This is a genomic window from Janthinobacterium sp. GW821-FHT03C10 (assembly GCF_059420865.1).
Genome location: NZ_JBWKUN010000001.1, coordinates 879,333 through 905,560, shown reverse-complemented (window position 1 = coordinate 905,560; position 26,228 = coordinate 879,333). Strand labels below are relative to the sequence as shown.

The window sequence follows — 26,228 nt, the reverse complement described above, 5'->3', positions numbered from 1 at the left end:
CCTGGCGGACCCGGCCTCATCCTGCTCTGCCCCTTATATCCAGCAATTATAAAAAATATATTTATTAATTGTAAAAATTAATAGATTTAAATACAATTGCATGCATCGTGTTTTCGATAGCCCATCCATAAAGGCTTTGCATGCAGTTATTCCGTCTTGCCGCCATCTCCTTGTTGACCGTTGCGGGCTTGCCGGCGCATGCCGGGGCGGCCGTCTTTCCTGCCACCCCGGCGGCGGACATCGCACAGCATTTCACTGATTACTATGGCGTGCGCCAGCATGCGCAGCAGCGTGTCCAGGTGACGACGGCGACGCTGGGCGGCGTTACGCGGCCCGTGGTGCGCGCGGACTGGTACAGCACGGACGCCACGCCGCACAGCGATGCCTACCTGTTGAACGAACAGCATCCCGTGCAATCGCCCCGGCGCTGGTATGCCATGAGCATCTTCCTGCCGGTCGACTGGATTGCCACCAGCGCGCCCGTCACCGTGGCCCAGGTCGACAACGGCAGCGGGGCAGGTGCATTGGCGCCGCCGCTTGCACTGCAGATACGTGGCGACCAGCTGACGCTGAACATGAATTTCAATCATCGGACGAGCGATATCACGCCCGCCAATTCTGCGCGCCGCACGGTGCTGGCTGGGCCGGCAACTCTGGGCAGCTGGCATTGCATGGTGGTGCGTGCTGACTGGTCTGCGGTGGCCGGCACCGGTGAATTGCGGGTGTACATGAATGGCAGTGCGAAGGAAACTTTCTTTGCCCGCTTAAGCCACAACAGCTATGCGGGCGCGCTGCACGTGCCGCGCGTGGGCTTGAGCGTAGCCGAGGGGGCGGCACCCGGCCATCGCGTGATGTATGCCGACTTTATATGGGTGGGCGATGCCGCCGCATCACTCAATGACTTGACGCAAAAGACGCCTTGCCATGCGGCGCCTTGAGCAATCCCTGAAGCAAAGGTATCCCATGCGCTCATGTATCGCCACCGCCATGCTGGCATTGCTGGCCGCCACGCCGCTGCACGCGCAGGTCGTCAACAGCATCGGCGGACCCGTGACCACCATGGCGCCGACCAGCTTGCCCAGGCCAGCCAGTTTCGACAATGTGACGACACGCTATTTCAGCTGGCTGTATGGCATCAGCGCCGGCAATCCTGCCGGCGTGGAATTGGTGGGCGATCCCGCCGTGACGCAAGGCGTCGAGATGCGCAAGGTATTTCGCATGACGGTCAATGCCAGCGATCCCGACGATTATGGCAAGCGCACAGAGGTAACGCCATCGTATGAGCGCATGCCCCAGGGGCGCCGGTGGTATGCGGGCGGCGTGTATTTTCCTGCCGACTGGGACTTGACGGGCAAGGATGGCTGGATCGTCGTCTTCCAGGTGCACAGCTCCAGGGGCATCGTCGTGACGTCGCCGCCGTTCTCGATCATCGCCGACGGCCCCGACCTGGTGCTGGAGACGCGGGCCAATCACCGCGACACCTACACGCTGAAGGACGGTGTGATGGTGCCCGATGCGACCCCGAACAACACGATGCATCAACGGTTGGTGCTGGGGAAAATTGAACGTGAGAAATGGTATTGCGTGGTACTCGATGCGGATTGGCAGCATGCCTCAGGCACGGGCGCATCGCGCCTGTGGCTCAATGGCAAGTTGGTGTATGAGGGAAGCAATTTCCCGACCCACTATATGAATGTGGACTTGCCGTTGCGCGGCAATTATCCGAAGACGGGCGCCTACCTGGGCGGATTTCAGGACACGCTGCACGGCAAGCGTGTCCTGTACACGGATTTCATCCATCTGGGCGGCGCCGCCAGTACCTATGCGCAAATGGCCGGTCAGACGCCATGCCCCGTGCCGCCGGCAACGTAGTCAAGGCGACAGCTTCACCACTGTCGTCAGTGCTATGAGCCTCAGTCTTAAGAATTGCTGAAAAAATCGTGCTCAGCGGCGCATTGCCTTGCAGATGCCCAATCTGCCATTGCGATGCCCGCGTTTCCGTGTCAGCATGGTTCTCCTGCCTTGCAAGGCGCACCCGGAGTGCATGATGACTGAATACCTGCCTGCCTTGATCTGGTCGCTGTCGGCTTTCGTTTGCCTCTTCATTGCCAAACGCCGCCCCTTGAAAACTACGGCTGTCAGGGCCATCCTGGTGGTGCTCCTGGGGCCGTTTGCCATTCCCTTCGTATTGGCCGCCAGGCCCGGGATGCACGGCTAAGTGTGCGGCCTGTGCGCGTTCCTCTTTGCTATATTCAGACTTTTAGCGAAATGGAATGCCCATGAAACGCAGCGCGACCCTGTTCCTGATGATGATCCTTCCCCTGTGCGCAGCCGCGTCCGCCTCGGCGGCGGAGCCGGTGCAGCGCTTGCAGCGCGCCACGGGGCTGTGGAAGGTGACGCCCGCCACTTCGCCATTTTCCTGGGAAATCTGCGTGGACCAGCCACGCGACCGCCTGATCGACGACGACTTGTGGAGCGATTTCGAGCAGGAATGCCAGATCGCGTCGCAAAGCCGCGAGGGCGACAGCTATACCTTCCAGTCCAGCTGTCCGGGCGCCAGGCTGGCGGGCAGTTTCAAGGGCGACCTGGCCAAGGCGTATACGTTGACCGCCGACACCACCATCGAACTGAACGGCAAGACCGAGGTGCAGCGCACGGAACTGGCGGGCGAGTTCCTCGGTGCCTGTCCCGCCGGGCTGGCGCCGGGCGCGAAGAAAATGCGCGGCGGCATGGTCATGAAGAGCTTGTATATCAAGCGCTAAGAGCCGGCAAGCGCGCTGAAACAACGGTTTCCAGCGATAGGCAGACGCCGGCATTGACGCCGGAGGCAATGATTTGTGATAATGAGAATTATTATCAATTGGCCGCGCCTTGCCTTGCGCGCATCGGAGCACCCTAGTGAATATTGCGCAGTCCAGCGAGTCGATAGCAGGCATCTACAGCAGCCACCACGGCTGGCTGATGCGCTGGCTGCGCGCCAAGCTGCAGTGCGCCGACCATGCGGCCGACCTGGCGCAGGATACCTTCGTGCGCCTGCTGACGGCGCCGCCGGAAGGCCGGCAGAGCTTGCGCGAACCGCGTGCCTATCTCACCACCGTGGCGCAGCGCCTGCTGATCGACCATTACCGGCGCCTGTCGCTGGAGCAGGCGTGGCTGGAAACGCTGGCGCAGCAGCCCGATCTGCTGATGCAGTCACCGGAAGAGCGTTTGCTGGTACTGGAGGCCTTGCAGCGCATCGATGCCATGCTCGACGGCTTGCCGCCGCTGGTGCGCAACGCCTTCCTGCTGGCGCATGTCGATGGCCTCGCTTACGGGGAAATCGCCCGGCGCCTGGCCGTGAGCGAGCGCAGCATCAAGCGCTACATGGTGCAGGCGTTCGAGCGCTGCATCCTCTTGATCCTGTGAACGCCAGCACGGCTGCCATCGACCCGCGCGCCGCCCGCGCGGCGGCGCAATGGCTGGTGCGCCTGCACGGGGGACCCTTGAACCTTGACGAACAGCAAGCCTTCCAGGCCTGGCGCGCCGGAGATCCCGCGCATGAGGCGGCGTGGAAACGGGCCGAGCTCGTGTGCGGCACCCTGGCCAGCGTGCCGCCGGCGCTGCGCCAGACGGCGGATGCGCCGCCGCAGTCGCCGCACAGGCGTGCCGTGCTCTACGGCCTGGCGGGGCTGATCGCGGCCGGGCCGGCGCTGTGGCTGGCCAGCGAATCGGCGCCCTGGCAGGCGTGGCGCGCGGCCATCCGCACGGCCAGGGGTGAAATCCGCCACATGACATTACCCGATGGCACGCAACTGGTGCTCAATACGGACACGGCCATCGACCTGCGCTTTGACGGCGCGGCGCGGCTGGTGGCCTTGCATGCCGGGGAAATCCACGTTGCCACGGCGCACGACCAGGCCGTGCCGGCGCGCCCGTTTCTCGTGCGCAGCAGCAATGGCGTCGTGCGCGCGCTGGGTACGCACTTCAGCGTGCGCCAGGGGGGCAGCGTGCTGGCACCGCGCACGCGGGTGAGGGTCAGCGAGGGCGCCGTCGAGATACGGCCAAGGGAAGCTACCGATGCCGTGCGCAGGGTCGATGCGGGCCGGCAGGGCAGTTTCGATGACGCGGCCGTTTCCGCCTTGACGCCGCTGGCGCCGCATGCTGACGCCTGGCTGCGGGGCGTGCTGATCGCCGAGCGCATGCCGCTGGGCGAGGTGCTGGAACAGGTGGCGCGCTACCGCTACGGCGTGCTGCGCTGCGACCCGGCGCTCGCCGCCATGCCCGTGGACGGCATCTTCCAGTTGCACGACCCGGACAACATCCTGCTCTTGCTGCAACGGGCTTTGCCGATCCGGCTGGCGCGCCGCACGCGCTACTGGATCAGTGTCGAGGCGGCTTGAGCGTGTCGGCTTACGCGTGGCCTTGCCACGCTAAGCCGACCTACACCTGTCGGGTATGGTAGGTCGGCTTAGCCCGCAGGGCGTAAGCCGACGTGCTCCAATTTACTTCTTGCCTGTCCCTTTTTGCAGATTGCTTCGTCATACAAGGTAGAGAACGAACAATCCGAACCATCGAAAGGGTTTACATGGCTTTGCAGCACCGTAGCTTGACAGCAGCGCGCATGACGCTCCATCCCACCACCGGCGCCGTGCGCGCCGCGCTGGTCCTGCTCCTCGCCGTGGGCGCGGCCGGCGCCACGTTGCCGCACATGGCGCTGGCGGCCGAGGCCAGCCAGGCAGCCAGCACACGCGACTACAGCATTTCCGCCGGCAGCCTGCGCGATGCGCTGGGCTCGTTTGCTATCGCCGCCGGCATCAACCTGTCCACGCAGGGCGTGGCGCTCGACGGCCTGGCGACGCCGGGCTTGCGGGGCCGTTATGCCGTCGCGGCCGGCTTGCAAACGTTGCTGCAAGGCAGCGGACTGGACGTGGTGGACGGCGGCAGCGGCAATTACCTGTTACGCAAGATCAATACCAGCACGGCCGAGAGCGGTCTGGCCAGCATGCCGGCCGTCGTCGTCAGCGCCGAGGCGGACCGCGCCACGGAAGGCACGGGCCTCTATACGTCGCGCGCCATGTCGACGGCCACGGGCTTGAACCTGTCGCAGCGCCACACGCCGCAAACGGTCAGCGTGATTGCGCGCCAGCAGATGGAGGATTTCGATTTGACCACCTTGCAGGACGTGGCGCGCGCCACGCCTGGCTTGTATGGCAAGACGCAGGGCGTGTCCGACCAGGAAACCACGTATTTTGCGCGCGGTTTTGCCTTGAGCCACGTCAATGTCGATGGCTTGCCGCTCGATGTCACGGGGTTTAATGAGCGTAATGTTTCCGCCGACATGCTGATGTACGACCGGGTGGAAGTGGTGCGCGGCGCCACGGGTTTGATGGAAGGGGCGGGCGCGCCGTCGGGCAGCATCAACATGATACGCAAGCGCCCCACGGCCACGCCCTTGCTGAACGCGTCCGTGCACGTGGGCAGCTGGAAGGACAAGCAACTGACGGTGGACGCCAGCAATGCCCTGAACGCCTCGGGCAGCGTGCGCGGCAGGGTGGCGGCCAGCTGGCGCGACAGCGACAGTTTCGTCGACGTGGTCAACAACAGCAATGGCACCGTGTATGCGATCATCGAAGCGGACCTGACGCCGTCCACCACGGCCGGCATCGGTTTCTCGCGCCAGCACAGCCGCACCGATGGCGTGTTTGTCGGCTTGCCGACCTTGCCCGACGGCCGCCACATGGACTTGCCGCGCTCGACCTTCCTGAATAATGCCGACTCGTTCCAGAAACGCGACAACAACGTCGTCTTCGCCGACCTGGAAACCAGGCTGGAGAAGGGCTGGCGCAGCCGCTTTGCCATCACGCGCATCGATGCCTCTTCCAGCACGCGCAACACCACCAATAGCCGCATCGATGGCGAGATCTATCGCTTCAGCCAGTCGGAAACGGGCTGGAAGTACAACACGGATCAGGTGGTGGCCGACTGGCGCCTGAGCGGCCCCGTCACCTGGTTCGGCCGCCTGCACGACGTCATCGTCGGCGCCAGCTACCGCCACGACGATTCGGACGCGGGCCAGAGCTGGGAAGGGGCGGCCGCGCGCGTGATCGACATCCGCCACTGGAATCCCCATGCCTACCGCATGAACGGCGCGCCGTTCGAGCCGTACAACTGGGGCCGCAAGACGGACGAGAAGGGTATTTATGCGGCCGGCAACTTCAGCCTGGCCGATCCGCTGCGTCTGGTGCTGGGCGGTCGCTTCGGCTGGTATGCGCAGGACGTCACGGGCTGGTATTCGACCAACCCAGTCTGGCGCCGCGACCTGACGGAAAGCGCGAAATTTACGCCGTACGCGGGTCTCGTCTATGATGTGGATCAACATCACTCCCTGTACGCAAGCGGCACGCAGATATTCCAGCCGCAAAGCGTGCTCGACGTGGGCGGCAATACCTTGCCGCCGCTGAGCGGCACCAATCTGGAAGCGGGCGTCAAGGGCGAGTATTTCGGCGGCAGGCTCAACGCCAGCGGCGCCCTGTTCCGCATCAAGCAAAACAACCGCGCCATGGCCGATGAAGTCAATTGCCCGACGGGCGGCGCCGTCTACTGCGCCCGCGCGGCCGGGCAGGTGCGGAGCGAAGGCGTCGATCTGCAACTCTCTGGCTCGCCTTTGCCGGGCTGGCAGATCGCGGGCGGCTATACCTATGTGCTGGCCAAGTACACGAAAGACAGCGTGGCGGCGAATATCGGCCAGCGCATCGCCACGGATGAACCGAAGCAATTGTTCAAGCTGTACACGACTGTGCAGCTGAGCGGCAGCCTGGCGCGGTGGAACCTGGGTGCCTCCGTGTACGCGCAGGACAAGATCTACCGCCGCGACACGGCTTACCTGACGCAGCAGGGCGCTTACGCCATCGTCGGCCTGACGGCCGGCTACCGCCTGAGCGAGCAGCTGCAGCTGCGCCTCAGCGTCGACAACGTGCTGGACCGCCGCTACTACCAGGGCCTCGGCTATGCGTGGTCGGGCGGGCTGGAGCGCTACGGCGCGCCGCGCAGCGTGCTGCTGTCCCTGAACTACAAGCTGTAGCCGTGGCCTCAGCAGAGCGCGCCCGGCCGGGCGCCTCTGCTACACTGCCGCCGTCCTCATTTTCTACTGATCCCATGACCGCCACACCCGTCCTCACGCCCCTGAAAAGCGCTTTCCAGCAATCGCGCGCCGAAAACAACATCGAGCTGATCCTGCCCGAACTGCTGGCCGCGCAATTGCACGTCGTTATCGGCGGGCAGAGCGAGCAGATCGACCTGTTCCTCGTGCCGTCGCCGAATCCCGAGCGCCAGTGCGTGACGGTGGCGGAAGACCCTGCCTTCCTGGCCGGCATCAATTTTCCGAAGATTCCCGTCACGGGCGCGCAATTGATCGCGTCGATTCCCGCCGAGGTCGAGATCGTCATCCTGCATGGCGATGGCGCCAACTACCTGACGCGCGAACAGCTGGCGTGGTTCCGCGGCATGCTGGTGCCGACCGCTTGAGCGGGGAGCTGGGACCCAGGCTGAAGCCGGCGCGCGCGGAATGGATATGCTTTACGGCGGCCGACGATGCCGCGGCCCAGGCGGCGCTGATGGCGGACATGCGTCCCGTGCTGTCGCGCAGCGTGCTGCTGGCCGGCTGCGCGCTGATCCTCGCCTTTGTCGGGCAAGCCGTCTGGCGCGACGTGCCGTACGCGGGCGAGGCAGTGTTGTTCGGTCCGCTGGCTCTGGCCGCCTGGATCGCGGGCCTGGTGCTGTTTCCCGGACGCGCTTTGCTCTTTCATGTGGAACTTGGCGATGCGGGCCTGTTGCTGCGGCGCCATGCGCGGCGCCTGCCCGGCTGGGATAAAAGCGTGCAGCTGGAGTTGGCGCAGCTGCAGCGGCTGGACGTGGTCACGTATGCGGGCGCATTGCAGGTCTATCGGACCCCGGCACCGCTGGCGCGCGTGGAGCTGCTGCTCTACACGACTCTCGTGGACTGTCCGCTGATCCGCGTGGTGGGCCTGAACTTGCCCGTGCCGCAGCGCTGGACGCTGTGCCAGATCAGGGAGGAACTGAGCCGCCGCTGTAGACTGGCCGGTATCCCTGTCCGCGAGACGGCTGGGCCGATCAGCCAGGAATCCGCGGCCATCCGCGCGCGCTGGCCGCAGGGGTAGGCGCAGACGGGCCAGTGTCGCATCGCCGCCGCAATAACTATCATTTTTGATAACTGTATTGCTGAAGTCCTATGAATATTTTCGCAAAGCAACTATACTCATGGCTCTTTAAAAAATCATCGTCACGCTGGCGGCCAGCCATCCGCGCCAGAGTTCGTACGCATTCCGCTTTTTCCCTCTGTAAAAAGCACCTTTCCCCCGCGCGGCAGGCGCGGGCGTGATGACCGAGCCTTGCCCTGGTCGACTGCTACCGTTGTCATTTTCGCTGTGTTGCCGCTTTACTAAAAGGCCGGGCGCCGGCGCGCGGTGCGCCGTCATGTTTTGCGACGTCACGTTTCACTCTATTGAGTTCACGACAGTATGCTGAGTTCCATCTTTGCCGTATCGAACGATACATTGCCGTATATCTACGGCACGCACAATGCCTGGCTGGTGCTGTTTTCCATCGGCATCGCCATCTTTGCCTCGTTCATGGCCTTGCAGATCGCCGGCATGGCGCGCAGCAGCGAGCGGGGATTCCAGCGCCAGACGGCCATCGTCACGGGCGCCATCGCGCTCGGCGGCGGCATCTGGTCGATGCATTTCATCGGCATGCTGGCTTTCGACATCTGCACGCGCGTCTCCTTCGAACCCGGCCTGACCCTGCTGTCCATGCTGCCCGGCGTGGCCGCGTCGTGGGTGGCGCTGCATTTGCTGGCGCGTCCGAGCATCGACTGGCGCCAGCTGGTGGTGGGCGGCGTGCTCGTCGGCGTGGGCATCGGTTCCATGCATTACAGCGGCATGGCCGCCATGCAAACCTCGCTGACCCTGCACTACGAGCCGTGGCTGTTCGCCCTGTCGCTGCTGGTGGCCGTCGTCATGGCCATGCTGGCGCTGTGGATACGCTTCGGCCTGAGCGCCATGCGTTTGCGCCTCAGTCCCCTGGCGTCCTTGCTGGTCAGCAGTGTGGTGATGGGCCTGGCTATTTCCGGCATGCATTACACCGGCATGCTGGCCGCGCGCTTTTCCGGCACGCCCACGGCCGGCGAGAACACGATCACCGTGCAAGCCTCGTTCGTGGCCCTGGCCGTGGCCCTGATCACCATCACCCTGACCGTCTTCGTGGCGGCCGCGAACGGCTTGCTGCGCTACCGCCAGCTGCTGCGCCACGCCAGCGTCAGCGAATCGCGCCTGCGCGCCATCGTCGACACGGCCGCCGACGGCCTGATCACCATCGATGGCCAGGGCAAGGTGCGCTCCTTCAATCCCGCCGCGGAAAGCCTGTTCGGCTGGCGCGAAGCGGACATCGTGGGACGCGACGCCAGCGTGCTGCTGCAGCCGGGCGACGCGGCCGAATACGAGGGCTATCTGCGCGACTACCTGGAAACGGGTGCTTCGCGCATCCTCGACAGCGGACGCGAACTCGATGGCTGCCACAAGGACGGCGCCGTGCTGCCCATGCGCGTGGCGATCGGCAAGATCGACACGCCGGGCCAGCCCCTGTTTGTCGCGTTTGTCACGGACATGCGCTCTTCGCGCAGCATGGAGCAGGCGCTCAAGGACAGCGAGCGCCAGTACCGCACCCTGATCCGCAATATCCCCGGCGTGTCCTTCCACTGCAGCTTCGCGCCCGAATGGAAGATGATCTTCATCAGCGACGCCGTCTTCAACCTGACGGGCTGGATGCCGCAGGATTTCATCGAAGGGCGGGTCAGGCTGTTCGACCTCGTGCATCCTGACGACCGCCAGCGCGTCAACGACACCTGCGTGCAGGCGGCCGGGGAACGGCGCGATTTCGAGAACGTCTATCGCATGATCCACCGCGACGGGCGCGAGCGCTGGGTGCGTGAAAGCAGCGGCCCCGTGCTCGACAACGACGGCGTGGTGCGCTGGATCGACGGCGTCATCCTCGACATCACGGAAAGCGAATTGCGCAACGCCGAATACGAGGGCAAGGTGACGGCCATCTCGCGCGCGACGGCGGTCGCGGAGTTCGACCTGCAGGGGCGCATCCTGGCGGCCAACCAGAATTTCCTCGACCTGGTCGGCTACCGGCTCGACGACGTGCTGGGCCTGCACCACAGCATCTTCTGCGAACCTGCCCACGTGACTTCGCCCGACTACATCGCATTCTGGCAGCACCTGGCGGGCGGCGAATTCAATACGGGCGAATACAAGCGCATCGGCAAGGATGGCCGGGAAGTGTGGATACAGGCCTCGTACAACCCGATCTTCAACACGGACGGCAAGCCGTTCAAGGTGGTCAAGCTGGCCACCGACGTGAGCGAACGGCGCGCCATGCAGGAAAACCTGCGCGCGGCGAAAGACCGCGCCGAGCTGGCCGCCGAATCGAAGACCAGCTTCCTGGCCAACATGAGCCATGAAATCCGTACGCCGATGAACGCCATCATCGGCTTTACGGAAGTGCTGCTGGGGACCGCGCTGGACAGCCTGCAGCGCCGTCACCTGGGCACGGTGCGCCAGTCGGCCCGTTCCCTGCTCGAGCTGCTCAACGACATCCTCGACACGGCCAAGCTGGAAAAAGGCGCCACCGAGCTGGAACTGGTGGACTTCTCGCTGCCCGACCTGGTCGACCACGTGGCCGCGTCCCTGCGCATCACGGCGCACGCGCGCGACCTGGTGCTGCACGTCGACGTCGATCCCGGCATGGGGCAGTTCTTCCTGGGCGACGCGCGCCGGGTGCAGCAGGTGCTGACGAATCTGATCGGCAACGCCGTCAAGTTCACGGAAGTGGGCCATGTGCGCGTGGCCGTCGGCATGCGGGGAGAGCAGGTGCATATCGCCGTGCACGACACGGGCATCGGCATTCCCGCCGACCGCCTGGACAAGATCTTCGCCCCATTCACGCAAGCCGATTCGTCGATGAGCCGGCGTTTTGGCGGCACGGGCCTGGGCACGACGATTTCGCTGCAGCTGGTCGAGCTGATGAAAGGCACCATCACGGTGGAAAGCACCCTGGGCGTGGGCAGCGTGTTCCACGTGCTGCTGCCGCTGGCGCCGGGCAAGGCTGTGTCGCGCCGCAGCGAGCAGCCCGTGGTGGCCTTGCCGCCGCTGCGCATCCTGGCCGCCGACGACGTGCCGCAGAACGTGGAGCTGCTGCTGATCAGCCTGGGCGCGGCCGGCCACCAGGTGATCGCCGCCAGCGACGGCGAGAGCGCCGTGCGCGAGTTCAGCAAGGGCAGCTTCGACATCGTCCTGATGGACGTGCAGATGCCGCGCATGGATGGCCTGGAAGCGACGCGCCTGATCCGCGTGCACGAGCGCGAGCAGGGCTTGAAGGCGACGCCCATCATCGCCCTGACGGCCAGCGTGCTGGAACAGGACCGCCGCGCAGCGCAGACGGCCGGCATGAACGGCTTCGCCTCGAAACCGCTGGAAATGCACAAGCTGACGGCGGAAATCGCCCGCCTGCTCGATATCGCCGTGGCCATGCCGCCGCCGGCGGCCGGCGCGGCGGCGCGTGCGGCCGCCGGCCAGGTCGACTGGCAGCGCGGCATCGCCCTGTGGGGCGGCCGCGAAGCCCTGCAGCGGGCGATCGGCCGCTTCGTGCAGGCCAATGGCGACTGCGCCGCCATGCTGGCGGCGGAACTGGAGCGGGGCGGCGGCAGCGTGGCCGGCCACCTGCTGCACCGTATCAAGGGCGCGGCGGGCAACCTGTGCCTGGTGCAGGTCGAAAGCCTGCTGGGCCGCATCGAGCAAGCGATCACGCGCCAGCTGCCGGCTACCGAATTGCTGGTGCAGCTGGCCGCCGCCTTCATGGCGCTGGCCGGCGAACTGGAAGAGGTAAATATGCCGGCCGTGGCCATGGACGCGAAGGCCGCCGGCGCGCCCCTCGATGCGCCAGCTGCCGGCGCCTTGCTGCGGCAAGCCATCGCCAGCCTGGAGGGCGGGCAGCTGGACGACGCCCTGATGGCGCAGATCGCCGCCATGCTGGCGCCGCATGGCCAGCAGCCGCGCCTGCAGGCGCTGGCTGGCGCCATCGACGACTTTGAATTTGCGCGCGCCGTGGGCGTGCTGCGCCAGCTGCTGGCGTGGCTCGAGGCGCCAACGCCGGCCGACCTTTCCTGATATTGGACTGACGATGACCTTACAAGAAGACAAACCGATCCTGCTGCTGGTCGACGACGAAGCGACGAATCTGCAGGTGCTGCGCCAGATTCTGCAGGACGATTATCGCCTGCTGTACGCCAAGGATGGCGAGAAGGCGCTGGAACTGGCGCAGAACAACGCCGTCGAACTGATCCTGCTCGACATCATGATGCCGGCCATGACGGGCTATGAAGTGTGCCGCCAGCTCAAAGCCATGCCGGTCACTGCGTCCATTCCCGTCATTTTCGTCACCGCCCTGTGCGACGTGAAGGACGAGGCGGACGGCTTCGACGCGGGCGCCGTCGACTACATCACCAAGCCCGTCAGCCCGCCCATCGTGCGCGCCCGCGTGCGCACGCACCTGTCGCTGGTGGATGCCGAGGAATTGCGCCGCTCGCGCCTGCAGGTGATCCAGACCCTGGGCCAGGCGGCCGAATACAAGGATAACGAGACGGGCATGCACGTCATCCGCATGAGCTATTACGCGCGCCAGCTGGCGCTGGCGGCCGGCTACAGCGCGGCCAGGGCGGAAGATTTATTGAATGCCGCCCCCATGCACGACGTGGGCAAGATCGGCATCCCCGACGCCATCCTGCAAAAGCCGGGCAAGCTCGATGCGGACGAATGGCAAGTCATGCGCAGCCACGCGGAAATCGGCGCGGCCATCATCGGCGAGCACGCGGGCGGCCTGTTGAAAATGGCGCGCACCATCGCCCTGACGCACCATGAAAAATGGGATGGCAGCGGCTATCCGCACGGCTTGCAAGGCGAGGAAATCCCGCATGAGGGCCGTATCGTCGCCATCGCCGACGTGTTCGACGCGCTCACCAGCGAGCGCCCCTACAAGCCCGCCTGGACGGTGTCGGACGCGATCGCCACCATGCAGCGCGACAGCGGCACGCATTTCGATCCGGACCTGCTGGCGCTGTTCATCGAACACTTGCCGGCCATGCTGGAGATCAAGGACAAGTGGCGCGAGCCGGCGTAGGGAGCATCAGCTCAGGGCGGATCCACGCGCAGGCGGTCGGCCAGCAAGCGCGCATATGCTTCAGTGCTGCCGAATTGCACATGGGCGCACGCCATGCTTGTCCCCAATGTTGTCATATGGCGAGAGGATATTGCATAGGCAAGTTTGCCGGGTTGTCGCCGCGATGGATACACGAAGCCATGAATCGCGCCTGCCTCCTGTGCAATGATCTGATCCAGCTGCCAGCCCAGCCATTGGCACCAGCCGTGATCGGGGCTGTGCAATTGATCGTAAATGCCCAGCCTGCTGGCGGCCAGCCCGGTCAGATCGAGCAATTGCAGCGGGGCGCTGAATGACAAGGTTGCAATCAGCGCTTGTTGCGCGTTGTGATCTATGTAAAAGGTGCCCGGGCGCGTGACGTCGTTACGGCAAAGCTGGGCTTCCCAGGCCGCCGTGTAGGCATCGTCCGCAAGATACGCCCAGTGATAGGGGAAGCCGGCCGCATCTGCCAGTTCGGCGGGTGGGCCGAAGCGGTAGGTGCGCTGGACTTTCAATGGCCAGATCGATGCCGTGTTCCACGCCGCGCGCACCAGGGCCTGGCCTGCTGGATGGGTGATGATATGACTCAATAATTCAGCGTGCAGCAATGCCAGCGCCGGCAGGCGCGTGATCATTTCTGGCGGGACAAGCGTATCTTTCAGTTGTAGCGTCATGCGGGGCTAGCCTACGATATCGGCCATGCCCCTATGCTGCCACTTCGCCGCCGCCAGCACCTTGCGCAATCTCTCGCTGGCTGGCAGATCCAGCAGCGCCTGCTGACTGGGATGCACTTCGGCCCGCGTTTCGAACGATTTGCCTGCAAGCAGCTCTGCCGGCGACAGTTCGTTGAGTTCGTCTGCGCTGCTGACCCAGAAGGCATGAATGTCACTGCCGGGCTGGCCGGCGAGAATGGCGAGCACGGGCGCGATCAGTTCCGGCACGGGCTGGACAAATTGCCACGCCGGAAACTCCTTGCCGATACTGCGTCCCTTGGGCGTCACGCAATAGAACCGCTGGTTTTCCACCGCGCGATACAGCGACGCTTGCGACAGTTCCACCCATCCTTGCCCAATGACATCGGATACCTTGAGTTTTGACACCGGAAGTTGCCGCGGTCTCGATGGCGGGGTGGCGCGCAGAGAGGCGCGCGCCGCATCGAGCGCGCGCGTGGCCAGGTCGATCAGGCGCTCGCGCTCGGGACCTTGCGCCAATAGGTCGAGCTGTGCGTTCACCAATTGCGAGAATTGTTCCACTACTAGCAGGTCGTTGTCGGTCCATTCCCGGCGCTCGGGCGCCAGAGTGTCGTGATGCAGATGCGCCGTCATGTTCGCTCCTCAGGTATATGCGCCAGGCGTCTTACACACAAGATTATCATGTTTCGCAACTTTATCAAGCGAAAAGCGCATTTTTCCGGCATCGGACAGCGAGATATATGCGGCCGATCAGGGCAAGTTGTCCGGCAGCCGCAAGATCCGCCGTATCTCCAGGATCGCCTGCGGGCTTTCCTGCACGCTGTGCCACGAGGGGATGACTTTTTCCGACAGGGCGCCGTCGAGGTGGGCGCTGGCATACGGCACCACGCCATCGCTCGATTCCGCCAGGGGCAGGTCCGGCGTGTCGTTGCCCATGATGGAGTAGTAGCGCACGTTCGGGCTGATGGGCAGGTCGGCCACCAGGCGCACGAACGGGTCCTTGTCGCTGAGGTTATCGATGCTGTTGGGGATGCGCAGCGGTTCGCTGCTGCCCGTGTCGAGCTGCGCCAGGCTGCCGGCCGCGTCGGACAGCTGGTCGAGCATGGTGATGGGCAAGGTGACGAGGTTGGCGATCCAGCGCGCCACCTTGTGGTTGGCGAACGAGGTGCCGCGGTGCGGCGCGGCGATGAAGATGGCGCGGTTCACCTGCGGCATGGCCGTGAAATTGAGGTAGGGCGCCAGCCCGGCGCGCACTTTTTCCGCCTTCTTGCCCTTCAAATTGTATTCTTCCGTGATGGCGTCGAGCAGGGTGTTGCTGGCGTCGGACACCATCAGGCGCGCCAGCACGCCGCCCATGCTGTGGCCGATCAAGACCATGTCGTTTGCCGCGTCGGCCTTGCCCGCCGGGTCGAACTGCGCCAGGGTGGCGGCCAGCGCCTTGCGGATGGCGGCGTTGTTGGCGGCCAGCGGCGCGTTGCTCGGGTAGTACACCTGCCAGATCTGGTAGCGGCGGCGCAGCTGCTCGTCGCCCATCAGTTCATTGGCCACGTTGATCCACGCTTCCGGGCTGCTGGCCAGGCCGTGCAGCATGACGATGGTGCGCTTGTTCGGGTCATAGGGCTGCATCAGGTGCACCTGCGGGCGCGAAATGCCGTCGGCGCGGCCGAACAGGGTGCGCAGCGCCTGCACGCCGAAGCCGGAACGGGCCAGCCACAGGCCATAGCCGGCCGTGAAATTGGCCGCCACGGGCAGTTCCTGGCCCGCCATGCGCGTCGATTCGCTGCGCGTCGGGTCGACCAGCATCACCAGCAGCTGCTGCGTGGCCAATACCTCCTGCAGGCTGTTGCCGTCGAAGCGGATCAGCGCCGTGACGACGGGGAAGCGCGTCTCCTGGTACGGCACATAGTCGCCTTTCGACGCCGGGGGCTTGGGCATGACGGCGACCAGGTCGGCGCCGAAGCCGTCGCGCCGGTACACATTGCGCAGGCCGGAAAACGACAGCGAGGTGGCCGGCAGCAGTTCTTCGGGCAGGGTGCCGTCGTCGGGCAGGCGCAGGGCCGACAATTCGCTGTCGATCTGCCAGCCGGCGACGCGGATCACATGGCCGTCCGGGCGGTATTCGCCGCGGTGGCGGAACAGGTTGCCGACGGCTTTTTGCACGGCGTAGTTATAGTAGTCGCGGATTTGCGTCTGGCGTTCCTCGAAGGCGCGCTGGCCCGGCGTGCGCGTCGTGTAGAACAGGTAGGCGTAGGCGTAGCGGGCCGATTCCAGCCAGGCGGCCAGGCGCTCGGCGCTGGGGTGGCCACCCTGTTTTTCTTCGGCCAGGGCGCTTTCCAGCCACAATTCGGACAGCGTCGCCAGGCGCTGCTCGTCGCTGAGCAGCTCGGAGCGGGCCAGGTCGGCGCGGCAGCTGCCCGTATTGGCTTCGCAGGCGGCGATGTCGCTGCCGATGATGCGCAGCACCTCGCTGGCCGAGGCGCTGAGTTTGCCCGTGGTGAGGATGTCGCCGCGCCGCTGCTGCAGGTAGTCGGCCGGAGAAATGGCGCTGACGGTGACGGCGGCGCAGCCGCTCAGCAGCGCCGCGGCACAGAGCAGGGCGCCCAGGCGCAAGCGCCGCATCAGCGTGGCCGGCATCTCAGAACGAGTAGACCAGGGTCAGCGAGGTCTGCGTATCCGTGTTCTTCTTGTCATCGGGCACGCGCGTATCGTTGCGGGCGCTGAAGGCCGCCTTCATCTGCATGGTGCCGTTGATTTTCGTGCTGAGGGCCGTTTCGGCGATAGAGTGGGTGTTCGAGGTGCCCCGTTCCACGCTGACCGTCTGGGTGAACATGGCCGACTGGCTGATCTTCCACTTCATGGCGGCCGCGCCGCGCACCGTCAGGCCGTGTTCCGATTCACCCGCATCGTTGGTGCCGCTGAAGTAGCCTGGACCGACTTCCACGTCGACGCTCTTGTCGCTCGACTGGTACCAGCGCGAGCCATGACCGACGGCCAGGGTCGAGTACTTGGTGTAGGCACCGAACTTGTCGTTCACATGCGAGGCCAGCACGAACAGTTTTTCATGGTCGGCCATCAGCTTATAGGCGGCCTTGGCGGAGGCAGAAAAGCGCTCGGCGGAACGCTCGCGCACCTTCTTGCCGTCGTCGTCGGTGGTTTCGTCTTCCTTGAAGTAGCCGCTGAAGATGTACTGGTTGCTCCAGTCATCGAGTTCCTGGCGCGCGTCGATCTTGCCCGTGACGGAGGTGCCGACCGTATTGCCCGAGGTGGTGATGGCGCCCAGTTCGGCGGACGTGCTCCAGCTGCCGATGGGGATTTCATCGAACAACATGCTTTGTTTGGTGTCTGCGGCGGCGGCGCTGCCGCAGCTGATGGCCATGGCCAGCGCCAGTGCGAGAGAGTGGGTCGATTTCATGGCTGTAGTGGTCTGTGGCGCGCGCCGGGCGCGCCTGCTGTTCGTTAGTGGCAGTGGTGGCGATGCTGGCCGCGGCAAGCCGGACGGCGCCTGAAACAGGGGCGCGCGGGCGCGGCCAAACATTGTCGAGGCTGTATTGTACCCGACCCTGTCATCGTTCGCCGCACGCCGCGGCACGCGCGAATGCGGCTATATGGATGGCCCGCGCCTGCGCGGCGGGGCTGGCAAGTGGCGCGCGCCTGGCGTATGCTGCGCGTATTTGCTGCCTGATCTTTACAAGGAATTCCCCGTGCGCTGCCTGGTCATCGAAGACGAAGCCGAAACTTCCCGCTATATCTGTGCCGGCCTGCGCGAGGCGGGCCACGACATCACCGCCTGCGACAATGGCATTGACGGCATGCGCCTGGCCTGCGGCGAAGACTGGGATGCGCTGGTGCTCGACCGCCTGCTGCCCGGCGAAATCGACGGCCTGGCCATCGTCGCGCGCCTGCGCGGCATGGGCCGCAACACGCCCGTGCTGGTGCTGTCTGCCCTGTCGAGCGTCGACGAACGCGTGCGCGGCTTGCGCAGCGGCGGCGACGACTATCTGTCGAAACCGTTCGCCATCGCCGAACTGCTGGCGCGCATCGAGGCGCTGCTGCGGCGCGCCGCGCCCGTGCCCGAAGCGACGCAGCTGCAGGTGGCCGACCTGGTGCTCGACATGCGCACCATGCGCGTAACGCGCGCCAACCGGCAAATCGCCCTGCAGCCGCGCGAATTTCGCCTGCTGGAATACCTGATGCGCCACCAGGGCCAGTCCGTCACGCGCGCCATGCTGCTCGAAGCCGTGTGGGACTACCATTTCGACCCGCAGACCAACGTCATCGACGTGCAGGTGAGCCGTTTGCGCACCAAGGTGGACAAGGAATTTTCGCCGCCGCTGATCCACACGGTGCGCGGCGTCGGCTACACCCTGGGCGTGCTCGACAGTGCGTAAGCTGCACCGCTCGATCGCGGCCCGGCTGGCGCTCGGCTATGGCGTGCTGGTGGTCGTGTCGATCAGCATCGTCTGCGCCGTCTTCTATTTCGGCACCATCGGCGTGCTGGACCGCAGCGTGGACCGCAAGCTTACCCTGCTCTCGGAGCGCCTCGCCGCGCTGTACCAGCAGGGCGGCAGCAGCCGCACGACGGCGGAAATCGCCCATCTGCTGACCGACCGCACCGACAGCGACACGGAGATCTTCTTGCTGGTCGATGCCGATGGCCGCCGCGTGGCGGGCAACCTGTCGTCCTGGCCCGACCTGGGCAGCCCCGTGGGCCGCCTGCTGCACCGCGACGTCACGCGCGAAGGCCGCCGGGTGCCCGCGCGCATGCTGATCCGCGACCTGGCGGGCGGCGCGCGCCTGTTCGTCGGGCGCGACATGGAGGAGGGCAAGTCGATCCGCACCCTGGTGCTGCGCTCGCTGGCCTATGGCGGCGGGGTGGCCATCCTGCTGGTGGCGGCGGGCGCCTGGCTGTTCCGCCGCCAGCTCGAGGCGCGCATCGGGCAGATCCGCCGCACGGCGGGCGAGATCGAGGCGGGCGACCTGAGCCGGCGCATTCCCGTCTCCAGCGAGGATGAATTCGGCTTGCTGAGCCGCGACATCAACCGCATGCTCGACCGCATCGAACACCTGATGGAGGGCGTGCGCCACGTGTCGAACGCCATCGCGCATGACTTGCGCACACCCTTGGGGCGCATCCGCAACAAGCTCGATGGCGCCTTGCGCCAGCAGCAAAGCGTGGCCGGCTACGAAAGTGCGGCGCAGGCGGCCATCGACGACATCGACGACCTGACGCGCGTGTTCGACAAGCTGCTGCAGATCGCGGCGGCCGAATCGGGCATGCGTCCCGAGAATTTCGATGACATTGACCTGCATCAGATCGGCGCCGACATCGTGGAAATGTATGAGGCGACGGCCGACGAGCAAGGCGTGCTGCTGGTGCAGATGTATGGCGAGGGCGTGCCGGCGCGGGGCGACCGCAACCTGCTGGGCAGCGCCCTGGCCAGCCTGGTCGACAACGCCATCAAGTACGCGGGGCAGGGCGCCACGGTGGAAGTGTCGGCCGGCAGCGACGCACAGGGCAGCTGGCTGGCCGTGCGCGACAACGGCCCCGGCGTGCCGGCCGAGGAATTGCCGAAGCTGACGCAGCGCTTCTACCGGCTCGACAAGAGCCGCCATTTGCCCGGCAATGGCCTGGGCCTGTCCATCGTGGCGGCCATCGCGGCCCTGCATGGGGGCAGCCTGGAGATCGAGGACGCGGCGCCGGGCTTGCGCCTGCGTTTGCGGCTGCCGCGCTAAGGCGCCGCTGCCAGGCCGGCGTGGCGTATCGGCACATTACCAACTTGTAACCCCCTTCGTTTTCACCTCCCCCTATCATCCGCTCTACCCGCAACAGACGGCTGCCAGCGCGCAGCCGCCCGTTGCGGGCTGCCTGCGGCCGTCGCCGCGTCCCGTTGATCCAGACCCGTCGTAGAGCCGTTCGCATGCATACTTTTACCGCCACCGGCGACAACGCCGCGCCGCAGCAGCCGGCATTGCGCCAGCATGGGCACCGCCTCAAGGCTGCGCTGGGCGCCATCGTCTTTCCCGTGCAGCGCGCGCGCTGGCAAGCCTTCGTCGCCGGCACGCCTGGCCTGGCGGCGCTGGCGCAAGCCCATCCCAGCCTGCTGTACAAGATTTACCGCCCCTACGCCAGCCGCCGCTTCGGCTGCGCGGCGAGGGTGGATCTGCTGCGCGGGCATTACCGCTTCCTGTGGCAGGCCGGCGCGCGGCCGCTGGTGGAATACGCGGCGCGCCGCGCGCTGGTGCTGGCCACCATCGAGGGCAAGGATGGCGCCACCTACCGCCTGCAGCTGACGGCCATCCACGACAGTCACCGCGAGGGCGACCTGTGCCTGCGCCTGACGCGCGACGGCGTGTCGCTGTACCTGGCCAGTTTCCTGTTCCGTCCCCAGCCCGGCGGCTGCGCCATCCAGCTGGGCGCCTTGCAGGGCTTGCGCTCGCCCGCCGGCGCGCAGGCGGTGAAGGAAGCGACGCGGGCGCTGCACGGCTGCCGGCCGAAAAACCTGATGGTGGCCGCCTTGCGCGACCTGGGCGACTTTTTCGGTTGCGGCCACCTGGACCTGGTCAGCAACGCCAACCGCATCGCGCTGAACTGGCGCCGGCGCCGGCATATCTCGTGCGATTACGACCTGGCGTGGCGCGAGCTGCATGCGCTGCCCGCCGGCGACGGCAATTACCGCCTGCCATGCGGCCCTTGCCGGATGCCGGACCTGGAACTGGTGCAGTCGAAAAGGCGGGCGGACGCGCGCCGCCGCGGCGCCATGCTGGTGCAACTGGCGGCGGACATGCGCTGGCAGATGGCGGCCCTGTTGCAGCCGCAATGAAGGCGCGGGGCGGTCTTTTTTGACCTGCGCGGCTTTTTTGCGGGGCGGCCCGGCGCAAGCGGCGCGATCGGCGTATACTTATCGGCGTTGTTAACCTGAAGCCAGTCACCCCATGCCAGCACAATTCCCCACTTCGCGCATGCGCCGCCTGCGCGCGACCCCGCAACTGCGCGAGCTGTTCCGCGAAACCGAGATCAATCCGCAGGACCTGGTCCTGCCGATCTTCGTCGACGAAGGCAGCAGCGATTTCATCGACATCAAGTCCATGCCCGGCGTGCGCCGCATTCCGGAAGCGAAGCTGGCGCAGGAAATCGAGCGCTACGCGCGCGCCGGCCTGCGCTCCGTCATGACCTTCGGCATTTCGCACCACAAGGACAGCCACGGCACGGACACCCTGAACCCGGACGGCCTGGTGGCGCGCATGTCGCGCATCATCAAGGACGCCGTGCCGGAAATGGTGGTCATGTCCGACACCTGCTTCTGCGAATACACGGACCACGGCCATTGCGGCATCCTGCATGGCGACACGGTCGACAATGATAGCACGGTGCTGAACCTGGGCAAGCAAGCCGTCATCGCGGCCCAGGCGGGCGCCGACATCATCGCCCCATCGGCCGCCATGGATGGCCAGGTGGCGGCCATCCGCAGCGCGCTCGACGCAGCCGGTTTCCACGATACGCCCGTGATGGCGTATTCGACCAAGTTCGCCTCCGGCCTGTACGGCCCGTTCCGCGACGCGGCCGGCAGCACCCTGAAGGGCGACCGCAAGACCTACCAGATGGACCCGATGAACCGCCGCGAAGCGGTGCGCGAGTCCTTGATCGACGAAGCCGAAGGCGCCGACGCGCTGATGGTGAAACCGGCCGGGGCTTACCTGGACATCATCCGCGACCTACGCGAAGCGACGCGCCTGCCGATCGGTGCCTACCAGGTCAGCGGCGAATACGCGATGATCAAGTTCGCCGCCCAGGCGGGCGCCATCGACGAGCGCCGCGTGGTGCAGGAAACCCTGGGCGCCATCAAGCGCGCGGGTGCGGACATGATCTTTACGTATTTTGCGATGGATGTGCTGAATAATCCGTATTGAGCATTCCCGGCGTTTTTCTCACCCCGAAAGCAAATCCGGGGTCAGACCCGGCGGGTCTGACCCCAGCATTTACGCTGCCGGGGCTCTCTCTGCATTCCCCACGCCCATGCCCCTGAAAATCTCCCGCATCCTGCACGCCGGCTATGTCTTCGAATGCGAAGGCACGGCCATTGCCTTCGACCCCATCGTCGAAAACCCGTTCAGCCGCAACTGCCACGCGTTTCCGTCCGTGCGCTTCGACCTCGACGCCGTGCGCCGGCTGCGCTGGAATGCCGTCTTCATTTCGCACTTCCACGACGACCACTGCTCGCTCGACAGCCTCGATGCGCTGGACCGCGCCACGCCCATCTATCTGTACTGCGTCTTCGACGAACTGTTCGCGATGCTGCGCGCGCTCGGCTTTACGCAGGTGCAGCGCCTGCACGTGGACGTGCCCGTGCGCGTGGGCGCCATCGAGGTGATCCCGCGCCGGGCGCTCGATGATGACGTCGATTCGCTGTTCCAGGTGCGTGCGGCGGGGCTGAACGTCTTGAACGTCGTCGACTCGTGGATCGGCCCCGAGACGCTGGCGCAGCTGGCCGCGTTCGCGCCCTGGGACATGGTCTTGTGGCCGTTCCAGACCATGCGCGAGATCGCCGTCATCGCGCCGTCGCTGGCAACGCGCGGCCCGGTCGAGCTTCCCGACGACTGGGTGCCCCAGCTGCGCGCGCTGGCGCCCCGTTACCTCGTGCCCAGTTCCTGCCAGTTCGTGCAGGAAGACTGGTCCTGGTACAACCATGCGATGTTCCCCGTTACCTACCGCCGCTTTGCCGATGAAATCGGCGCCGCGCTGCCCGAGGCGCACATCTTCCGTCTCGATCCCTCCACGTCCGTGCTGCTCGACGCGCACGGAGTAAGCAGCGCCGAACCCTTGCCCTGGGTGCTCCCCGTGGGCCCGCAGGACGTGGATTTCGACTACCGGCCCGACGCGCCGCCGCCCGCCACGGCGGACATCGCGCGCCGTTTCTCGCCCTTGAGCGGCACCGGCACGGCGCTGGTGCTCGATTTTTGCCGGAACGGTTTGCTTGAACGCTACCGCGACATGGAACTGCCCGAGGACAGCTACTTCCAGCAACCGCGCTTGTGGCGGTTGTCGCTGTACGGCCATGACGGCGCGGCCACGGTCCTGCATTACCGCACGCATGGCGACCTGATCGACCTGGTGCCCGAGACGAACGAAGCGCCCGGCTGGACCACGGAGCTGCCCTTGGTGAAATGCCATGCGGCGCTGGTATTGGGCGAATCGCTGACGTCGATGTACATGCGCATCAACGATGGTCCTTTCGATGCGGCCGCGCGGGCCGCACTGGCGGAAGCGGACATCGTCGACGACCCCATGATCCGTTGCCTGTTCAACGACGCCATCGGCGCCTACCAGGCGGCGCAGCTCAAACGCCTGCTGGCCCGCTGAAGAAAGTCGCGCGACAGAGTAAGATAGCTGCTTCTGACTAGAACGGGAAAGACACCATGGCACAAGACAATGCACAAGGCAATGAAACCGCGATCCTGGCCGGCGGCTGCTTCTGGGGCGTGCAAGACCTGCTGCGCCGTTATCCGGGCGTGATCGCCACGCGCGTGGGCTACAGCGGCGGCGACGTGGCCAACGCCACCTACCGCAACCACGGCACGCATGCGGAAGCGATCGAAATCATCTTCGACCCGAGCACCATCAGCTATCGCAAGATCCTGGAATTCTTCTTCCAGATCCACGATCCCAGCACGCCGGACCGCCAGGGCAACGACCGCGGCACGAGTTACCGTTCGGCCATCTTCTACACGAACGACGAGCAAAAGCGCGTGGCCGAAGACACCATCCGCGACGTCGACGCGTCCGGCCTGTGGCCCGGCAAGGTGGTGACGGAAGTGGCGCCGGCCGGCCCGTTCTGGGAAGCGGAACCGGAGCACCAGGATTATCTGCAGCGCTTGCCGCACGGCTACACCTGCCACTACATCCGGCCGGACTGGGTCTTGCCGCAGCGCGCGCAGTAGAGGACACGGGCATGCGTTACTGGCGCGTCGAGCGGCGGCAGGCGGAAGGGCAGCTGGACTTCGGGCGTACGCTGGAACTGATGGCCGCCATCGGCCACGCCGATGTGAATGCCGTCGCCGGGGCCATCCTGAAGACGGTCAGCACGGTCGCGCCCATCGCCCAGTGCACGATCTTTGCCTATGAATTCGGCAACCGGCCCCGCACGGTCGCCGTGGCCGACCGGCGCGGCGGGCGCTTCCTGCAGGATATCGCAGACAGCTATGCGCGCCACTATTACGCGCTCGACGGCAACCAGCGCGTGATCGTGCCCGCGCCCGGGCGGAAAATCGATCCCGCCATCGTGCTGCACCAGCAAGCCAGCGACGAGATCGACCATCCCGGCTACCGCGCCACCTGCTATCAAAAACCGAATGTATCGGACCGGCTGTCGCTGCTGGTGCAGCCGGCCGGCGACATCTGGCTGTCCGTCAATTTCTACCGCGACAGCAGCCAGGGCCAGTTCCAGCCTGGCGAAATCGCCGCCATCGAAACCCTGTCTCCGCTGTTCGCCCATGCGGCCAAGCACCACTACAGCTTGAACGGCCAGCCCGCGCAAGGCGTCGCGCCCATGATGCTGGCCAGGTTGCGCCAGCATTGTCCCGCCTTGAGCAAGCGCGAACTGGACGTGCTGCGCTGCGTGCTCGAAGGCTTCACGGCCGTGGAAATCGCCGAGACCATGGGCCTGCAGCCATCGAGCGTCATCACCTACCAGAAGCGCGCCTATAAACGCCTGGGCATTTCCAGCCAGCGCCAGTTGTTTGCCCTGTGCATGGCGCCAGCGCCTGTCTAGTCCCTTGGATGTAGGGAAGGCTCCGCCTTTTTGACTGGGTTCGCCGCGAAATGTCCCCAAAATGGGGACAGGGTTCGCGGCGCGCGTCTGCATACTGTGTTGCAAGCCGGGATCACCCGGCCGCTCTCACCCCATAAAACCAACAAGGGGAGGGCGACACCTTATGGAGACAAGCATGGCCCCCGCCACACAAGCCACCACTGCGCCCGTCCTCGACGCGGCCACCGACCAAATGGAACAGCAGGTGATGCGCAAGGTATCGCGCCATCTGCTGGGCTTTCTGTTCCTGCTGTTCGTGTTTTCCTTTCTTGACCGCATCAACATCGGCTTTGCCGGCCTGACCATGATGCAGGACCTGGGCCTGTCCGGCACCCAGTTCGGCTTTGCCACCACCCTGTTCTACATCGCCTACATCGCCTGCAGCATTCCCAGCAACATCGTGCTGGCCCGCATCGGCGCGCGTAAATGGATCGGCAGCATGATGATCGCCTGGGGCCTGGCCTCGACGGCGACCCTGTTCGCCAGCGGCCCGGCCAGCCTGTATGCGCTGCGCTTTTTAGTGGGCGTGACGGAGGCGGGCTTCCTGCCCGGCATGCTGCTGTACCTTACCTACTGGTTTCCCAGCGCCTACCGGGCGCGCGCCAACGCCCTGTTCATGATCGCCATGCCCGTCACGGCCGCCATCGGTTCGGCCTTGTCGGGCCTGATCCTGGGACTGGACGGCCACTGGGGCTTGAAGGGCTGGCAATGGCTGTTCTTGCTCGAAGGCATGCCTTCCGTGCTGCTGGGCCTGGCCGTCTACGGCTATCTCGATGACTCGCCCAACAAGGCAAGCTGGCTGGGCAAGCTGGAACAGCAGGTGCTGGCGCGCATGCTGGCGGCCGAGCACAAGCCTGTGGCGCAGGCGCAGAAAACCTCGGTGCTGGCGGAAATGCTGTCACCCACCGTGCTGAAATTCGGCATCGCCTACTTTTGCCTGGTCAACACCCTGGCCATGGTGGCCGTGTGGACGCCGCTGATCGTGAAAAGTTTTAATAGCAACGCCAGCAACACGCAGATCGGGCTGCTGGCGGCCATCCCGCAGGTCTGCACCGTGATCGGCATGATCGTCTGGGGCCGCCGCTCGGACCGGCTGCAGGAGCGCCGCTGGCATATCGTCTGGCCCATGCTGCTGTCGGCTGGCGGCTGGCTGCTGACCGCGTATGCCGGCAACCCCGTGCTGCAACTGCTGGGCGTGTGCATGGCTTCGACGGGCGCCTACACGGCCATGTCCGTCTTCTGGACGACGCCGGACCGGGCCCTGAGCCTGGGCGCGCGCGCCATCGGCATCGCCGTCATCAATGCCACGGGCAATATCGGCTCGGCCCTCAATCCCGTCGTCGTGGGCTGGCTGAAGGATTTCACGCACAGCTTTGCCACGGGCTTGCTGTATGCCAGCGTGCTGCTGGTGGCGGGCGCGGCCATCGTGCTGACCTTGCCCATCGCGCGCAGCAGCAAATAATATTGTTGAAGAGGAAAC

Annotated in this window: 23 protein-coding genes; 19 read left to right on the top strand and 4 right to left on the bottom strand. The window is 65.5% G+C overall.

The annotated features are described in order from the left end of the window. Nucleotides 1-140: 140 nt before the first annotated feature. The 11 genes from AC07VH_RS03840 to AC07VH_RS03790 all read left to right on the top strand — a co-directional run bounded on the left by AC07VH_RS03840 (nt 141) and on the right by AC07VH_RS03790 (nt 13,233). Nucleotides 141-938 carry a heparin lyase I family protein gene (locus tag AC07VH_RS03840; protein ID WP_494786838.1) on the top strand — a complete coding sequence of 266 codons (798 nt, stop codon included), beginning with the start codon at nt 141-143 and terminating at the stop codon, nt 936-938. Nucleotides 939-963: 25 nt separating this feature from the next. Next, nucleotides 964-1,872, top strand: a complete 909-nt coding sequence (locus AC07VH_RS03835; protein WP_494786837.1) for a heparin lyase I family protein — start codon at nt 964-966, stop codon at nt 1,870-1,872. 172 nt (nt 1,873-2,044) lie between these two features. Continuing rightward, nucleotides 2,045-2,218 (top strand): hypothetical protein, encoded by a 174-nt coding sequence (locus AC07VH_RS03830; protein WP_494786836.1) that lies wholly within the window; start codon nt 2,045-2,047, stop codon nt 2,216-2,218. Between the two features lie 61 nt (nt 2,219-2,279). Continuing rightward, nucleotides 2,280-2,762 (top strand): DUF3617 domain-containing protein, encoded by a 483-nt coding sequence (locus tag AC07VH_RS03825; RefSeq protein ID WP_494786835.1) that lies wholly within the window; start codon nt 2,280-2,282, stop codon nt 2,760-2,762. A 136-nt stretch (nt 2,763-2,898) separates the two neighbouring features. Then, entirely contained in the window at nt 2,899-3,405 is a 507-nt protein-coding gene (locus AC07VH_RS03820; protein WP_475414962.1) for a sigma-70 family RNA polymerase sigma factor, read from the top strand. After that, nucleotides 3,402-4,379 carry a FecR domain-containing protein gene (locus AC07VH_RS03815; protein ID WP_494786834.1) on the top strand — a complete coding sequence of 326 codons (978 nt, stop codon included), beginning with the start codon at nt 3,402-3,404 and terminating at the stop codon, nt 4,377-4,379. Before AC07VH_RS03820 ends, AC07VH_RS03815 begins: the two co-directional genes overlap by 4 nt. Before the next feature lie 221 nt (nt 4,380-4,600). Then, a complete protein-coding gene (locus tag AC07VH_RS03810) occupies nt 4,601-7,060 on the top strand; it encodes a TonB-dependent siderophore receptor (protein ID WP_494786833.1) in 2,460 nt (819 codons plus the stop codon). A gap of 74 nt (nt 7,061-7,134) precedes the next feature. Beyond that, nucleotides 7,135-7,503 carry a hypothetical protein gene (locus AC07VH_RS03805; RefSeq protein WP_494786832.1) on the top strand — a complete coding sequence of 123 codons (369 nt, stop codon included), beginning with the start codon at nt 7,135-7,137 and terminating at the stop codon, nt 7,501-7,503. Next, nucleotides 7,500-8,156, top strand: a complete 657-nt coding sequence (locus AC07VH_RS03800) for a hypothetical protein (protein ID WP_475414966.1) — start codon at nt 7,500-7,502, stop codon at nt 8,154-8,156. Before AC07VH_RS03805 ends, AC07VH_RS03800 begins: the two co-directional genes overlap by 4 nt. A 360-nt stretch (nt 8,157-8,516) precedes the next feature. Then, entirely contained in the window at nt 8,517-12,224 is a 3,708-nt protein-coding gene (locus AC07VH_RS03795) for a PAS domain S-box protein (RefSeq protein WP_494786831.1), read from the top strand. A 13-nt stretch (nt 12,225-12,237) separates the two neighbouring features. Next, nucleotides 12,238-13,233, top strand: coding sequence for a response regulator (locus AC07VH_RS03790; protein WP_494786830.1), 996 nt, complete (start codon nt 12,238-12,240; stop codon nt 13,231-13,233). An 11-nt stretch (nt 13,234-13,244) separates the two neighbouring features. Here the strand turns inward: AC07VH_RS03790 and AC07VH_RS03785 are convergent, their stop codons facing one another. The 4 genes from AC07VH_RS03785 to AC07VH_RS03770 form a co-directional block, all read right to left on the bottom strand. After that, on the bottom strand, nt 13,245-13,925 hold the full coding sequence (locus AC07VH_RS03785) for an RES family NAD+ phosphorylase (protein ID WP_494786829.1): 681 nt from the start codon (nt 13,923-13,925) through the stop codon (nt 13,245-13,247). A 6-nt stretch (nt 13,926-13,931) separates the two neighbouring features. After that, entirely contained in the window at nt 13,932-14,576 is a 645-nt protein-coding gene (locus AC07VH_RS03780) for a hypothetical protein (RefSeq protein WP_494786828.1), read from the bottom strand. A gap of 117 nt (nt 14,577-14,693) precedes the next feature. Then, complete coding sequence (locus AC07VH_RS03775) at nt 14,694-16,577, bottom strand: esterase/lipase family protein (RefSeq protein ID WP_494786827.1); 1,884 nt, start codon at nt 16,575-16,577, stop codon at nt 14,694-14,696. 1 nt (nt 16,578) lies between these two features. Further along, nucleotides 16,579-17,355 (bottom strand): DUF481 domain-containing protein, encoded by a 777-nt coding sequence (locus AC07VH_RS03770; protein ID WP_475414972.1) that lies wholly within the window; start codon nt 17,353-17,355, stop codon nt 16,579-16,581. 289 nt (nt 17,356-17,644) lie between these two features. Here AC07VH_RS03770 and AC07VH_RS03765 point away from each other — a divergent pair, with 289 nt between their 5' ends. From AC07VH_RS03765 to AC07VH_RS03730, 8 genes are all read left to right on the top strand, one after another. Next, the gene (locus AC07VH_RS03765; RefSeq protein WP_494787113.1) at nt 17,645-18,331 is read left to right on the top strand and encodes a winged helix-turn-helix domain-containing protein; all 687 of its coding nucleotides are present in this window, start codon (nt 17,645-17,647) and stop codon (nt 18,329-18,331) included. After that, the gene (locus AC07VH_RS03760) at nt 18,324-19,676 is read left to right on the top strand and encodes a sensor histidine kinase (RefSeq protein ID WP_494786826.1); all 1,353 of its coding nucleotides are present in this window, start codon (nt 18,324-18,326) and stop codon (nt 19,674-19,676) included. Before AC07VH_RS03765 ends, AC07VH_RS03760 begins: the two co-directional genes overlap by 8 nt. 185 nt (nt 19,677-19,861) lie before the next feature. After that, nucleotides 19,862-20,764, top strand: a complete 903-nt coding sequence (locus AC07VH_RS03755) for a DUF535 family protein (RefSeq protein ID WP_494786825.1) — start codon at nt 19,862-19,864, stop codon at nt 20,762-20,764. Nucleotides 20,765-20,876: 112 nt separating this feature from the next. Then, complete coding sequence (gene hemB / locus AC07VH_RS03750) at nt 20,877-21,851, top strand: porphobilinogen synthase (protein ID WP_475414975.1); 975 nt, start codon at nt 20,877-20,879, stop codon at nt 21,849-21,851. 106 nt (nt 21,852-21,957) lie between these two features. Beyond that, nucleotides 21,958-23,301, top strand: coding sequence for an MBL fold metallo-hydrolase (locus AC07VH_RS03745; protein ID WP_494786824.1), 1,344 nt, complete (start codon nt 21,958-21,960; stop codon nt 23,299-23,301). 56 nt (nt 23,302-23,357) lie between these two features. Beyond that, nucleotides 23,358-23,879 carry a peptide-methionine (S)-S-oxide reductase MsrA gene (gene msrA, locus AC07VH_RS03740; protein ID WP_489627133.1) on the top strand — a complete coding sequence of 174 codons (522 nt, stop codon included), beginning with the start codon at nt 23,358-23,360 and terminating at the stop codon, nt 23,877-23,879. Between the two features lie 11 nt (nt 23,880-23,890). Further along, complete coding sequence (locus tag AC07VH_RS03735; RefSeq protein WP_494786823.1) at nt 23,891-24,709, top strand: helix-turn-helix domain-containing protein; 819 nt, start codon at nt 23,891-23,893, stop codon at nt 24,707-24,709. A gap of 175 nt (nt 24,710-24,884) precedes the next feature. Continuing rightward, the gene (locus AC07VH_RS03730) at nt 24,885-26,210 is read left to right on the top strand and encodes an MFS transporter (protein ID WP_494786822.1); all 1,326 of its coding nucleotides are present in this window, start codon (nt 24,885-24,887) and stop codon (nt 26,208-26,210) included. Nucleotides 26,211-26,228: the final 18 nt, after the last annotated feature.